The sequence below is a fragment of the Sphingopyxis sp. genome (assembly GCF_036675685.1).
GTDB lineage: Bacteria > Pseudomonadota > Alphaproteobacteria > Sphingomonadales > Sphingomonadaceae > Sphingopyxis.
The window spans coordinates 1-14115 of record NZ_JAKFEM010000049.1 but is presented as its reverse complement, the minus strand read 5'-3'; the positions used below and the strand labels follow the sequence as shown (position 1 = coordinate 14115).

Annotated in this window: 8 protein-coding genes; 7 read left to right on the top strand and 1 reads right to left on the bottom strand. The window is 62.6% G+C overall.

The window, feature by feature from the left end; all coding sequences use genetic code 11:
• Window positions 1-53: 53 nt before the first annotated feature.
• On the bottom strand, window positions 54-293 hold the full coding sequence (locus tag V6M50_RS17485; RefSeq protein WP_332819862.1) for a hypothetical protein: 240 nt from the start codon (window positions 291-293) through the stop codon (window positions 54-56).
• A 373-nt stretch (window positions 294-666) separates the two neighbouring features.
• Between V6M50_RS17485 and V6M50_RS17480 the strand changes: the two genes are divergently transcribed.
• From V6M50_RS17480 to V6M50_RS17450, 7 genes are all read left to right on the top strand, one after another.
• A complete protein-coding gene (locus V6M50_RS17480; protein ID WP_332819861.1) occupies window positions 667-1356 on the top strand; it encodes an AfsR/SARP family transcriptional regulator in 690 nt (229 codons plus the stop codon).
• Between the two features lie 244 nt (window positions 1357-1600).
• Window positions 1601-3979: a hypothetical protein gene (locus tag V6M50_RS17475; protein ID WP_332819860.1), complete on the top strand. Its 2379-nt coding sequence runs from the start codon at window positions 1601-1603 to the stop codon at window positions 3977-3979.
• On the top strand, window positions 3976-5241 hold the full coding sequence (locus tag V6M50_RS17470; protein WP_332819859.1) for a hypothetical protein: 1266 nt from the start codon (window positions 3976-3978) through the stop codon (window positions 5239-5241). The genes V6M50_RS17475 and V6M50_RS17470 overlap by 4 nt, the downstream gene beginning before the upstream one ends.
• Window positions 5242-5259: 18 nt before the next feature.
• Window positions 5260-5610: a hypothetical protein gene (locus V6M50_RS17465; protein WP_332819858.1), complete on the top strand. Its 351-nt coding sequence runs from the start codon at window positions 5260-5262 to the stop codon at window positions 5608-5610.
• A complete protein-coding gene (locus tag V6M50_RS17460) occupies window positions 5607-6716 on the top strand; it encodes a hypothetical protein (RefSeq protein ID WP_332819857.1) in 1110 nt (369 codons plus the stop codon). The genes V6M50_RS17465 and V6M50_RS17460 overlap by 4 nt, the downstream gene beginning before the upstream one ends.
• Before the next feature lie 43 nt (window positions 6717-6759).
• The gene (locus V6M50_RS17455; protein WP_332819856.1) at window positions 6760-10629 is read left to right on the top strand and encodes a M35 family metallo-endopeptidase; all 3870 of its coding nucleotides are present in this window, start codon (window positions 6760-6762) and stop codon (window positions 10627-10629) included.
• 324 nt (window positions 10630-10953) lie between these two features.
• Window positions 10954-13890 (top strand): CHAT domain-containing protein, encoded by a 2937-nt coding sequence (locus V6M50_RS17450; RefSeq protein WP_332819855.1) that lies wholly within the window; start codon window positions 10954-10956, stop codon window positions 13888-13890.
• The last annotated feature ends 225 nt before the right edge of the window (window positions 13891-14115 follow it).

Genomic DNA, 14115 nt, shown 5'->3' with positions numbered 1-14115 from the left:
TAACCGGACCGAGCTCCATGCCGCTGCGGATTGCGCGCAGATCGTCGCGGACATTATGACAGGCTCGCACCGAGATCTATACGAAGATTTTCCCGCCCTATCAGATCCTCATCGAAAGCTACGCCAAGGCGCAGCAGGTCGTCACGGAGCATGAGGCACTGGACTCGCAGCGTGGCTAGTTCGTCCTGATTTGATTCAACGGACGGCCGTTCCGCAACCGGCCACAATGCCGCCAAAAAATGCGGCAGGCGGCAACTGTTTTCGCGAACCGCATTCATCGGATGTTCGGGCATCGTCTGCTATATCGAGATACGGATGTCTGCTTCTCGAAACTTGCCTCTAGAAGCAGACAGTCTCCAAACGGCCAGTTCCGCACGAGTTCCGTAGCGACCTTATATAGTGCGATGACGCAAGCGGGTGTCCGTAGGGTGCACCGGTCAGCAATTGTAGTTACCTCATCGGTAGTGATCATTTTGGGATGGGCAGCCTTGCTTAGCGTTGGGGCCTTCGATAACCTCTATTGCTTGGGATGAGTCGCAAGGCTGCTAATTGGCTCAGCTCATATGATCTTCAAAACATGACTGGGCCGTAGCCGCAGAAAGATGTGGCACAAACAAACGTCGTTGCTGAAGCGCTTTTCGATGCGCGTTCAGGGGGCTTGCGGTCATGGGTTCGGTTCATCAGATGGTGGCGATTGTGGGACGGCTGGGCGTTCGTCCGCTGGTCCAGTTGTCGCTGCCGGCTCGGCGAATCCTCGCCTACATGGCGCTACGCGGCCAGTCGGTGTCGCGCGGCACCGCTGCGGAGGAATTGTGGCCCGACATACCCGAGGACGCCGGACGCGCCAATCTGCGCCGCTCGCTGTGGCACCTGCCGCGTGGTTGGGTAACCGCGGTTGGGGACGAGTTGATGCTAGAGGCCGAATGCGACTTGCCGCAGGCCCATCAAGCAGCGGCGCGAGCGCTCAACGGCGAAGCGCTGACATTTGACGAGATCGGGCTCCTCTCGAACGATATTCTCCCTGGTTGGCACGAGGAATGGGTGTTGCCCGCACATGAGGCGTTCCGCATGCTTCGCGTCCAGGCACTTGAGGCAGCGTGCCGGACAATGGCGGCACAAGGCCTGCATGCGCTGGCGACCCAGGCCGGCTCTGCTGCCGTTGTTGCAGAGCCGCTCCGCGAGTCCGCCGTCGAAGCGTTGATCGAAGCGCATCTTGCCCAGCGTAACCGCTACGATGCGATGCTGTGTTACAAGGCTCTGGCGAAGCGTCTCGACGAAGAACTCGGAGTTATGCCCAACGCCGAACTTGTCGAGCGAATGGCGTTCTGCGACCGCGTACCGCTCGCCGCAAGCTGACTTTACCATCTCGGCAATGCCCGCTTGCGCGTCCTTTGGAGCGCGGCGGCGCTGTGGACGTTTGGCGGACGGCTCGTGGACGCATTGGTCATGCCGCGCTGCCAAATCCGGAACAGGGAATGCCCGAACGCGAAACGCGAAAGGGCCGCGAACGGCACGCCCAAGCGATGAACGCGCATACGGTTCGCAACGGCGCATCTGCTCTAATCGCTGCGACTCATATTCCCAGCAGCGGAGTGGCGACATGAAAGCGATCGACGACGTCAATGAGCAGGAATGGGCCCCGGCCTCCCGCGTGGAAAACCCCTTTGCAGAGCTCCTTCTGGAACGTCCGGCGCCACCGGCACCGGCCATAGGTTTCGCTGCCTGGAACAACAGCCTGACGCCGTTCGTCGATCGCGAACAGGATCTGATCGGAGAGACTGAAAGCGACCAGATGCTCGCCGAAGTCCTAGCCGAACTCCACGACGAGGAATTTGACGAAGCCGTCGCGTATCTGGCCGAAGAAACCGAGCAATATGTGTCCGAACGCTTCGCGGGTGAGGCTTATGGCTCGTCGCCTGAGCGCGAGCGCTTTGCCGCCGCGCACCTGTCGGCGGTCGGGTTCGAGGCCGAGCAATATTTGAGCGCCCTGGAAACTGGACTTGCCGGACTCGATCTGGGCTCCTTAGCCCCCGACAGTCTTGCCGAAGTTCTCGACCGGTTCGATCCGGCTCCCGCCGATTTGTCCCCCGCAGGCGAAGAGTTCATCGGCGGCCTGATCCGCAAAGCCAAGAAGGCGGTGAGCTCGGTCGCGAATGCGGCCAAAAAGGTCGGCGCTGTCGTCGCCAGTCCGCTCATCGCGCCGCTACTCAAGAAGCTGCGCGGCTTGATCGACCCCCTGCTGAAACGCGTCCTGTCCTTTGCCATCGGGCGGCTTCCGGCGCTGCTTCAGCCGGCGGCACGCCAGCTTGCCGACAAAATTGCCGGGGCCGCGAAAAAGGCCGAAGCCGAGATGGAAGATATGGAAGAGGCGCCGATGTCCCCGGCCAGCTCGGTCGACATGGAGGCGATCGCCCAATCGTTCGACACAGCGCTGGCCGAAGCCATCATCGAGGACCCGTCAGGGGAGTTCGAGCACGAAGGCTTTGACACGCAAAGCGGCGGAGCCGTCGACGAAAGCCACGAACTTGAACGGCTGGCCCAAGCCCGCCAGACAATGGTCGATCGCTTGCAAGAGGCAGGCGAAGACGAAAATCTGGCGCCTGTCGTCGAGCAGTTCATTCCCGCCATATTGGGCGCGCTCCGCCTAGGGATCAAGTTGATCGGACGGCCTAAGGTGGTCAATTTCCTGGCCAAATATCTGGGGCAGCTCATAGGCAAGTGGGTCGGCCCCACGCAGTCGGGACCGCTTTCGGCCGCGATCGTCAACGCCGGACTGCAGATGGCCTCGCTCGAAGCCGAGAGCGAATATAGCGCCGAGGCCGGCCCGAACTTCGCCGGTTCGAACGCACTCGCCAGCGTCGTCGAAGACACGGTTCGCCGCCTCGCCGAGAATGAGGATTATGTTTTCGAAGATGAGGGGCTGATGCAGCTCGCAGCCGCCGAAGCCTTCGGCCAGGCCGTCGCCACGCATTTCCCCTCGCAATTCGTTCGCGCCAATCTCCAGCAGGCGCCGACGCTCGGAGGCACCTTCATTTCGCATCATCCGCGCAGTGCTCGATCCTATGCCAAATATAGTATGATCCCCGAAGTCGAGCTGAGTGAGCAAGTTGCTGACGAGCTTCCCGCATTCGGCGGCTCCACCGTCGGCGCAGCGATGCGCGCGGCTGGAGCGGCCTTTCCGGTCAAGGCGCGCGTGCACGTCTATCAGGCAAAGGCCGGGACAACGGTACCGAATATGGTCCGGACCGACCGGAAAGCTGTCCGCGGCACATCGCCCATGCATCCCCTGACGCCTTATGCTGCAGGGCTGCTGCTGCGCGAACCGCGCCTCGGCGTTGCCGTCCCGTCGCGTTTCTTGAAATCACGGCACCGGATCGCGGCGGGACAACGGCTTTATCGCCTGGAACCGGTCGGCGGTGCAAACGGGCTGGCGCCCCCTGCCGGCCGAAGGGACGCGCTCCGGCTTGCTCCTAGCCGAGCGTGGATCTCGGTCCACCGGCCGCAGGCGCGCATCAGCGTCGGCTTCTACATCGCCGAGGTCGAGGCCCAGCAACTGGCGGATGCGATCCGGCAAGGGCGGGGACCGGCTGCGCTGCTGCAAAAGCTCACCGACGCCTTTAAACATATCCGGCGCCATCGGTCGGGCGCGCCGGCGAACAACATGGTCGCGCGCGAGGGCGGCGAGGATTTCGAAGATTTTGCCGCGAGCCCGAACAAGGTCTCGCCCGCCGCACGCCAGCATCTGCGCCGCCGCATCAGGTCCTGGGTACTGCCCGCGCTCTCGAAATGGGTTGCCGCAAACTCCGAAGCCTTCGTACGCGCCGTTGCGCATCCCGACGCGGGGGTGACGATCAGGGTGCGATTGAGCGGCGTCCCGGGTCTGAACCAGCCCGCTGGCCCGGCGATCAACGCCGCCGCCGTGCCGAGCGGAACGCCTGCGATCACAATCACGGTGAACCCGGGCAAGAAGCGGCCATGACAAGCCCGGTGTCGATAACGCAGGCGCTGGTCGCCGCGGATCTGGGACGGCAGGTCGCGCATTGGCTTGCCTCCGCCCGGACGTTTCGCGACGCGGAGGAATTCGCCTCGATCGGGGCGTGGCGCTCGGTCGAGCGCGATATCGGGACCCCGCTTCGGACGCAATTGCACAAGGTCGTCGAGGAGCTGATCGCTCTTGGCGAGGGAACGGCGGCGCTGGTCGCGAGCGCCCGGCAGGAGGCGTCCCTCCTCCCGCGGGCGGCCGCGGCCGTCCAGCGGTTTCGACATCGGTACACCCAAGTCGACACCACGCTCGACTTTCTGGGAGACGCCGTCAATTCAAGAACCAGTCCGGTTCTGGCGGCGGCCTTGACGACCCTCGACCGCCTGGCCGTCCAGAGCATGGCGCCCGTCTTGCAGCGTGCCGGAAAGCCGATCCCGCAAGTGCTGGTCTATCAGGACAAGGGAACGGGCGCATCGATCCTGCGCGCCGGCGTCCGGCTGTGGGCGCCTGGGGCCGTCATGCCCGTCGCGGCGATAAAGATTGTCCGTCACAATCTCTATCGTCCGACGTCGCTGTTCCACGAAGTCGGTCATCAAGTCGCGTTTCTGACCGGCTGGGTCGAGGCCCTTCGCGCTTCTCTCGCCAAAGCTTTGGCGGACGACAAGGAGTTGCAAGCGATGTGGACGCCCTGGGCGTCCGAAATCGCCGCCGATGTCTTCGCCTTTCTGCACACCGGCTACGCTTCGGTTGCCGCGCTCTACGACGTCGTCGGCGATGCCCGGACGATCCTGCGCTGGCCGGTCGGCGATCCGCATCCGGTCGGCTGGCTTCGAACCCTGTTGGGATGTCAGTTTTCGAGGTCCTGTTTCGGCGCTGAAGGGCCGTGGAACGCGCTGCAGAACGCAATGGAAGCGCATTTTCCCGCTGCCAGAGCCGACGCCACGCTCCAACCTTTGCTCTTACGCTCCAAGGCGGCGATGCCGCGGATCGCTGCCGCCTGCTTCGCGACGAAAATTCCGGCGCTGGGCGATCGGCCGATGTCGGAGGTGATCGATCCTGCGCGCGTCTCGCCTGCGGGGCTTGCCGACCTCGAACGGCGGGCCGGGGCTGCGCTGTGGACCTCGGCCCATTGGCGCGACGCCGAGGGCATCCGGATTGTAGCGCTCGCCGGGCTGCGAGAGGCCGAGCGGCCCGAAACCGCAACGCTTTGGATCGATCGGGCGCGGGCCTGGCTGAGGGATGTCCCCATAGCTGCATGACGACGAAGGGAAGTGAACATGGCAGGAAGAGGCATTAAAGGAACCGATGACGGTTCGGGATATGCGGAGCAGGGCGAAAACGCAGAGCTTCGGCGCGAACTCGAAAATCTCAAGGAGTTTGTCGGCAAGCTCGCTCAAGCCAGTTCGATCGAACATATCTTCACCAAGGGGTTCGACGATATCAAGGATCAGCTCGAGGACAAACTCGCGCCGCTGCGCGCGCTCGCCCCCGTGCGGGCCGTCTTGCCCGAAAAGGCCGCCGCAAGCCTGCGCGACATTCGCCTGTCGCTGAATCGGCCCAATTTCAATCTGGACGAGACCAAATCGATCGCGTCGGACGATCAGTCAGCGAAGGAGCAAGCGTCATGATCCTGCAACTCGTGCAGAGCCTCGTCGATCGCGGCGAAACCAGGGACAATGCAGCCGGGCTGGTGCTTTCTGCCGATCCTTTCGACCTGATGCTGCGGATGGAGCAGGTGTGGGACGCGGCCAATATCACGCAGGTCAGCCTTGCTCGCCAGAATCTCTGGTCGACGGGTGACTTCTCGAACCTGCCCGTAGCGGGTAGCCTGCCGTGGGATCATCTTGGCTATGCCTATGTTCTCGAGAATACGAGGGCGGTCCAAATCCTGCGCCGCGTGGTGCGCGAGTATCGGGCAGGCGAGGCGCTCGGCATCCCGTCGCCGGGTACACAAAGATGGCTCAATGCGACGGAAGCGCTGCTGTTCGGAGCGGCCAATCCGCTGTCGACCTGGCTTTCGACGAGCTCGATCCGCGACGATCCGGAAGCGGTGCGCCGCAATGCCTATTGGCGCCTGTTCGGGCTCGACCTCGCGTTCGGCGACGAAGGCAATGGATCGCCGAAATATGTCAAGGCGAACGCCGCTAACACCGGCTTCGTGACGCTGTTCGAGGAATTGCTGTTCGAACTGTGGCAGGCCATGAGCAACGAGCGCAACACGTCGGGTGCCAACAGTTCCGACGACGATCGTATCTATCGCATTGCCGAGCAACTACGCTACGAACTCGGTACGCGCCGGAAGTCGGACATGCTGCTGCGCGAGGAACTGGCGGCTGCGACCGCCTTGGGCTGGGCCGACCTCACCGTCAGCATCGATTCGCCGCTGATCGTCGATCTGCGCGCGCAGGCGACGAGTGCCGGCGATCGCTTGCGGTTGATCGGCGATCGCGTCGGCCTTCCCGCGCACAGTCAGTCGGCGTCCTTTTTTGCCATGGCCGCGGATTTGTCGACCTTCCTGCGCGCCATCGAAGCAGGCATCGTCAGTGGGCCAGACTACGCTTGGGCGCTGTATCTCTCGCAGCCGCCTCAGGGGGCTGGAGCAAATCCGCCGAAACCGATCGGCTCCGAAAGCCGCCGTGTCATCACGGAATGGGCGGCTGCAACCGGCAAGGACTTGAAGGCGCGCGGCAAGCCCGTCGACAGCAATCGGCCGCGTCTCGTCGCGGTCCGATAGGCCGCTTCGCGATCGGGCAAGGACAGCAAGGGAAGGCCAAGCGATGTACGATCCCAGACAGGAGCGCGGAGCGGCGGTGGACTCGCTCGGTCTCGAACTCCCTTTCGAGGCCGAACCGCTGACCAAGAACGGCATCGGCGGGGGCTTCGACCGTTTCGACTATGGCGAGGCGCCCTTTCGCTTTGCCGAAACCATGCCCGAAGAATCGCTGACCTGGCTCGATTTTGAAGAGGAGGCCGGCGGCAGCGACGGGTCATGCCGGTGCCGTTCGGGCGCGCCCTGCGGGCGTCACGAGGCGCCTCAAGATGAGTGGGTCGGCGAAAGCGATGAAGCGGAAGCGCTCATCGGGGACGATGAAAGCTATGAGGCCCTCGAGGCGTTCGACCATTATGATAGTCTGGGCTTTGCCAGCGAGGCGCCGGCGGTCGTTGGCACTCTGTGGAGCTACGCATCGGCGGCCGCGAAGGCGAAGGTGGCGCTCTTCGTTCCGCCTGCTGCCGAGAGGCAGAGCAACGCGGACGTCCTCTTTTACGTCCACGGGCTTCTTTCGCCATGCGGCGTGCCCAAGATACTGCCGCAGGGTATCGTATCGAGCGGCCTCTTCAAACTTGCGGATGCCGTGACGTCTGCATCGCGTCCGACCATTCTCGTCGTTCCCTTGTTCCAGCAGTCGGGCAGCGCGGCCTGGTCGGCGCACGGGCTTGAGAAGGCGGAACGCTTCAATGCGTTCATGGCCGAGGCGCTGGCCGAGGTTGGCAAGAAGTTCGGCGGCACTGCGCCCCGCCTCGACCGGCTCGCAATCGCTGGTCATTCGCGGGCTTTTGGCGTGCTCAACCCGCTCGCCAGCGAAGCCGGCCGATCGGCGATGGCGAGCGGCGCGCTCGCCAGCCTCGCACAATATTGGGCTCTCGATGCGAGTTACGGCAGCTTCCCGCTCGACAAATATCGGGCTCTGGCCGGATCGAAGCCGGCGCTCGGTGTCCATATCGTCTACCGGACCTGTAGCCCCACGGACAAATTCACCGCTGCGACCTCCGGCGGCGGGGTCAAGCTCTGGCCGATCGCCAACCATGCGAAGGTCCGGCATTGTGATGTTCCCAAAATCTATATTCCGTTGCTCTTGCGCGAAATGGCGACGCCCGGCGCCCGGAGCGACGAGGCAGGCGGGGTCGATCGGGAAGAGCCGGCCTTTGAGAATGAAGTGCCGGCGCATAGCTTCTCCCATTGTCCCGCCGGCGCCCGGACCGTGCTGGCCGCGTCCGCCGACCGAGCGCTGAAGGCCGTCAACAACGCCGCCGCCTTCGTGGGCAGCGCCTATGGCCGCCCCGACCGGATGCATCCGCAGATGCGGGCGTTGCTCGCGAAGCATTTTCATACGGCCGATCACGACGACCTCAGGACGATCCTCACCAATCTCATGGGAATTGGCAAGGCGCTGAAGGACGGCGTCCGCTTCGAATGCCGAACCGAATGCGCCGCCGACCCTGGCGGAAAGTTGTGCGGCTATGCTGCGACGAGCCAATGGTTCGGCGGGTTCGGCGCCGTCAATGTCTGCTTCGATCCGCGTCCTGGCCATTGCCGCTTCGATCGGGAACCCGAACGCACGCGTGACCGGATCATCATTCATGAGGTTGCACATCGGTACAAAGGGATCGATGACCATGCTTATTGCTGGAAGGCTGAATATAACCGGCTGACCGCCGGTCAGGCGCTCGACAACGCCGACAGCTATGCCTGTTTCGCGCTCGACATGATGACCGTACCGCGCGCCGCTGCGCCCGTGCGAGAGGCCGAAGCCGAAGGGTGGCTCGAACAGGTCGATTCCGGTTTCGAGACGGTGTGGCACGAGGCCGGCGTCGGATCCGATGCCGAAGAGGAATATCTCGACGAAACTCTGCTCGCCGAACTCGAAGCGGCGAGCGAGTTCGAACGCGGCGATGAAGAAGATGAAGACGAATACGGCCGCTTCGACGCATTCGGCGACATGCGCGATTCGGAGTGGGAAGACGAAAGCAGTGAGAGTGAACAGTCTTTCGAAGAGACGGAGTTCGAGGACGAGGCGCCTGGCGCGTCGCCGTTCCTGGCGATGGGTCTGAACCCCGCCGAGGCGAAAGCGCTCGAAATCACCGCGACGCTCGAGACCGGAGGACCGTATAAATTTTACGGCCTCACCGGCAACTTCGATGGGCAGGGCCTGTCCTTCGGCCTGGTTAACTGGACGATCGGCACGGGCAGTCTGCAGCCTTTGCTCCTCGCTTTTGCGAAAGAAGAGTCCGCTGGCTGGGCGCGGATTTTCGGCAGCGATGCCGACGTCTTTTTGAAGGCGGTTCAGGCCGACAAGAAGGTTGGGCATAAATTCGCCGTCGAGACGATGAACGACCGAAAGGTCGTGAAAACGTCGAAGGGCCACAAGACCGTCTGGTCGATCAAGGAGCCCTGGAAATCCTATTTCAAGGCGCTTTCAGAGGATGAAGCGTTTCGCCGGATCCAGGTTCGTTTCGTCCGCCCAATGCTGAAGAAGGCCGATGAATATTGCCGCAAATTCGGGTTCAAGAGTGAAATGGCTTTTGCGTTCATGTTTGATGCCGTCTCGAGCCACGGCCAATGGTGGCTGACGAAGAAGTTCGTTGTGGGCGGCAAGAAGGTACCCACACGCCAGCTGCTTATCGACCAACGCCTGTCTTTCTTGAAGACGATGTTGCCTGCATGGTCGCTGACCGAAAGAGATCAGCTCAACATCATTGCCGATGTTCTGGCGGCAACATCATCGCCGAAATGGGCTGAAAATGTGCGCGTGCGAAAGCATTGGTTTACCGGCGGCCCCGCCCCGCGCGACAAGGCCCTGCTCGACGTGCGCATTCCCAGCCCGGACCGTCCCTATGCGACCGCGTCGGAGGCGATGGGCGAGACCGGAGAGTTCGGCGAGACCGGAGAATTCGAAGATTATCAGACTGAGCCGCTCGACGAGGCTGAATTTCTCGAAGAGCATGAGGCGCGCCGTAAGGACGGAATAGGCGCTGCCATCGAGCAGGCGCAAAGTGCGGGATCGGAAACCGACCGGGCGGCGCTGGCGCGGGCGCTTCATGCCAACGGCACGAGCGTTGCCGAATGGTTTGGCGGCATGGTTCCCGATGCGACTTTCCTGGGCGTCCGTATCCGCGCGAGTGGCGGCAGCGCTGCCGGCGTGCACCGGGAATTCCTTACCGTTCTGCGCAAGGCAGAGGCGGCGCTGCTCGCCAAATATCCGGGAAAAACTGCGAAACAGCTAGGCCAAGATATGGGCATTACTCATATTGCGGGCCTCCGTCCTCCGAAGAAGGCGACCGGCGGTGGTCAGATCAGCATGCACTGTTATGGGATGGCCGTCGATATCAACCACGACACGAACCCGTTCATCGGAAACCAGAAAGCGAAGAGGGCCAAGGGCGAAAAAATCTCGAAGTTCGAATATAATCGATCACCCTATATCATTGATCGCGCCATGCAGCTCATCCACGGTCGCGCGCTCGGAGTTGCGGGACCGAAGCCGCTCGTCGAAGGGAGCGGGCCGGTCGCGGTCGCCCGTGCCTGGGACATCCACCACGAAGCCTCGCAGGCACTCGCGCGCTATCTCAGTCTCGCCGACAATCTCGAGGGCGGCGAGCTTGGTCAACTCGTCCTGCAGGCGCGTGCGGCGGGCTACAATCATCCACTCGAATGGTGGCAAAAGTGGATCAAGACGGACCGCAGTGTCATCAAATATTGGGATTTCCCAAATCATTCCGCGCCATGGCGGAAAGGCTACATGGACCTGCCTCGTGACCTTGTGATCGCGCTCGCCGAAGTCGGGATGTTATGGGGCGGCGTCTATAATGGCGCTAAGGACATCATGCACTTCGACTATCGCCGCGGAACGATCAAGGCACGAGCCTGACCTTCGGGTGACGTTGGTAATGTCAGCTATCCAGCGTCTGCTCACTGAATGCCGACAGGCAGCTACCGGCCACTTGCCGCTAAGCTTCAGTAGCCTGCGGAACGATTTCAAAATTTGACCGGTGCATTTTCGCAGATTATTCCGCCATTAGGGCAACGGGGGAAAATCTTGCTCGCACTTCGACGCAGCCGACATTTATCGGTTCTCTTGCTCGGTATCGCAGCCATGCTTTCTAGCGGCGCGGCGCTCGCAGCAATCCCCGAGTCGCCTCCAGCCCGTCATTCCCGCGCACCGCTGCTGTCTCACGCGATCGTTCTCGAGAGCGTGAACGCACGCATCACGGCCGCTGAACTGGCTCTGCGCGAAATGCGCTTCGAGGACTGCGTGGTCGCGGCATCAGAAGCGCAGGAACTGGCCCATTCCTACACCGGCTTCCTCAGCGACGGATCACAGCGTGCTCTTGCACTGATCGCCGAGTGCGCCGAACGTCGCGGCAATAAGGAAGAGCTTTCCCAAGCCCTTAAACAACGGCTCGTCGCCGAGGGCGGCGAGTTCGGAGAAACCGGACCCCGAGGGCTGCAAGACCTGCGCGCACTGGCCCTTTTTCACATCCTGCACGGCAATAAAGCCGAAGCGCTGCAATGGCAGGCGCTGTACGTCGAGCGCTTGGAAAAAAGCGCTGGCCCATATGATCCGCGCTACCCCGTTGCCCTGTTCTTCCTCGATCTGGCTCAGCCGCAGAGCCCGGCCGCAGATGACCGCCTTGCGATAGCGGCGGCCAGTGTCGAGCGCGCCCGCGAGGCGCTGCGCGTGGAGAAAGCACTCTTCGGCCCGCGTCATCCCGCTTTCGCCGACGGTCTCGCATGGCTTGCCGGTCGGTACGAAGGATGGCTTCAGGCGCGCGATCGGGCGGAAGACTTTGCGGCAGGCGAAGAGAAACGGCTCGGGAGGCAAGCGGACAGCTTGTATCGTCAAGCGTTTCAGGCAACCCGGCGCGCGCGAGGCGATCAGGCCGCTGAAACGCTTGTGCTCGCCTCGACCCTGGCCGAACGAGCGGCTCCCGCCAAGCGGGCGAAGCTGCTCGAGTATGTTGCGGTCCTTACGGCGCGCAAAGACGGTCCGAACCATCCCGCGGCGCTGGTGGCGGCGTTCGATCACGCACTGGCGGGTAAGGAGGAAGTCAAGAAACGCGACGTCCTGGAGGCGATAGCCGACCGGGCGGCTACGCTCGACGACCCCGGCTCACCGTACGGATTTTACATGTTCAAGGTCCTCGTCTCCAAATTCGAACTGTGGGAAATGGACAAGACCGACCGCGCGCCTGAATGGACGGACCGGATGGACCGGTTGTTCACCGCGGTCGGGCGCCTCTCGATCAAGGCAGAAGGATATTCGAACATTCCCTTTCTGCAGCGGCAGCTGCGTTATCGATTGCGGAACGACAGGCTGAGACCCACGGCCGGCGAAACGGCGCGGCAGCTCTATGAGGCGGCTGAGATGAAACGCCGGCAGGAGGGCGAACTGACGGGGGCGGAGGGCCAGGAGAGCGATGCGGAACTCGCTCCGACCTATCGTCTCGTTGCTCAATCGCTCCTGAAGAATCGCACACAGTCGGACCCGGTTGAAGCCGATGCCGATCTTGCCTTCGCCGCGCTTCAGGCGTCGCTCGTCAGTTCCGCCAGCAAGTCGCAGGCCATGGCCGCGGCGCGAAATGTCGCCGGATCGATGTCCGACGATCTCGGACAACTGGTTCGCCGACGCGAATTTCTTCGCGAGGAAATCCAGACGCTGAGCCGCCGCTTTGCCGAAAGTGCGAGATTGCCAGGCGGGCCCGCGTTCGACAGCGATCGCTTCATCACCGCGCGGGCCGAACTCGAGGAGATAAACCAAGGGCTGCAAAGCGAGTTTCCCGCCTATTTTTCGTTCATCCAACCGGCGGCGCTGCCGGTCGCCGACGCGATGCGGCTGCTGGCGCCCGACGAGGCGTTGGTGATGCTGGTGCCCGACGGTGGGCAGACTCACGTTTTCGCGGTCAATCACGAGGGTTATAAGTGGGTAGCGGCGACGCACGCCTCGCCGGGGCTTGAATTTCAGATACACCGACTCCTCTGGGATCTGGGCGCCGGTGTCGCCGTCGACCCGCAAACCGAAATTCGCTGGGCCAATGAAGACGGCGATCGCTTTCCCTATCATCGGCGCATCGCCTGGCAGCTCTATCGCGAGCTCATCGAGCCGGTGTCCGCCATTCTGCAAGGCCGCAAGCATATTTTCTTCGTTCAGGGCGGTGCGCTCAGCAGCCTACCGATGTCCGTGCTCGTGACACGCGCGCCCGCAGGCGATGACGCCGACCCCGTGGCGCTTCGAAACACGACTTGGCTCGTCGACGACTATGCGATCAGCATCCTGCCGTCGGTTCAATCGCTCGCCCTGATCCGCGGCGCTGCGCCGGGTGCGGATGGCTCCGAACGGCAAAGGTTCATCGGCTTCGGCGATCCTCTATTGCAGGGCCGGTCGCTGGCGCGGGGTAAGGAGCGCATGCGATTCCCCCCGGCGCAGGCCGTCTTCCGCACACCGGCGCCTGGCTCATTTCGTTCCCAAGACTCCGAGGTCGACATCATGCGTTTGCGCTCGATGAATCGCCTCCCGGGAACGGCTCGCGAACTGAACGATATTTCGGAGATATTCGGTCCTCGCGCGTCCGAACTATTTCTCGCCGGCGCTGCGACCGAGGCCAAGGTGAAGCAGACCGCGTTTAAGGATGCGTCGGTGATCGCATTTGCAACGCACGGCATTCTGGCAGGGGAGATTCGCGGGGCGACCGAGCCGGGGCTCGTAATGACACCACCTGCGGACCCCTCGACCACCGATGACGGATATCTGTCATCTTCGGAGATTGCGGCGCTACGAATGCAGGCGGACTGGGTCATTCTGTCCGCCTGCAATACCGCCGGGAGCGACGGTCTGGAAGGTGCGCCGGGTCTCTCCGGCTTGGCGCGGTCGTTCCTTTATGCCGGCGCCCGCTCGCTGCTGGTTTCGCATTGGCCGGTACGGGACGATGTGGCTGCGCGGCTGACCGTGGACGCCATCCGGCGTCAACGGGAGACATCCCATAGCAGTGCGGCCGACGCAGTGCGGGGGGCCATGTTGGCAATTAGAAACGACCGGAGCCGGGATGCCAACCCGGACACCTTCGCTCACCCTAACGCTTGGGCGCCATTTTCGTTCGTTGGAGATTTCCGAATCTCCTTCAAACAGGACTAGCTCGATCGAAATACGGTGCCCTTGTTTGGCGTTCAGTTATCGGTGTGCATCGCCAGATTGTCCGCTTTCGACGGACATATTCTGTAAGCGGACGGGCCGCCCCCGGCCAAATGAACTCGCCAGCGAGGCCAAGTTGGAAACGCGAACATAGCTTGGAAAATTGCGGAATATATGAAAGCCTCACTGAGGCGGCATCCATTCGGATGATCCGTTCGGGCCTTGGGG

What these genes read in the sequence shown, in the direction of transcription:
- V6M50_RS17480 (WP_332819861.1), top strand. Translation starts at nt 667, where the DNA reads ATGGGTTCGGTTCATCAGATGGTGGCGATTGTGGGACGGCTGGGCGTT.
- V6M50_RS17485 (WP_332819862.1), bottom strand. Translation starts at nt 293, where the DNA reads ATGCCCGAACATCCGATGAATGCGGTTCGCGAAAACAGTTGCCGCCTG.
- V6M50_RS17465 (WP_332819858.1), top strand. Translation starts at nt 5,260, where the DNA reads ATGGCAGGAAGAGGCATTAAAGGAACCGATGACGGTTCGGGATATGCG.
- V6M50_RS17460 (WP_332819857.1), top strand. Translation starts at nt 5,607, where the DNA reads ATGATCCTGCAACTCGTGCAGAGCCTCGTCGATCGCGGCGAAACCAGG.
- V6M50_RS17475 (WP_332819860.1), top strand. Translation starts at nt 1,601, where the DNA reads ATGAAAGCGATCGACGACGTCAATGAGCAGGAATGGGCCCCGGCCTCC.
- V6M50_RS17455 (WP_332819856.1), top strand. Translation starts at nt 6,760, where the DNA reads ATGTACGATCCCAGACAGGAGCGCGGAGCGGCGGTGGACTCGCTCGGT.
- V6M50_RS17470 (WP_332819859.1), top strand. Translation starts at nt 3,976, where the DNA reads ATGACAAGCCCGGTGTCGATAACGCAGGCGCTGGTCGCCGCGGATCTG.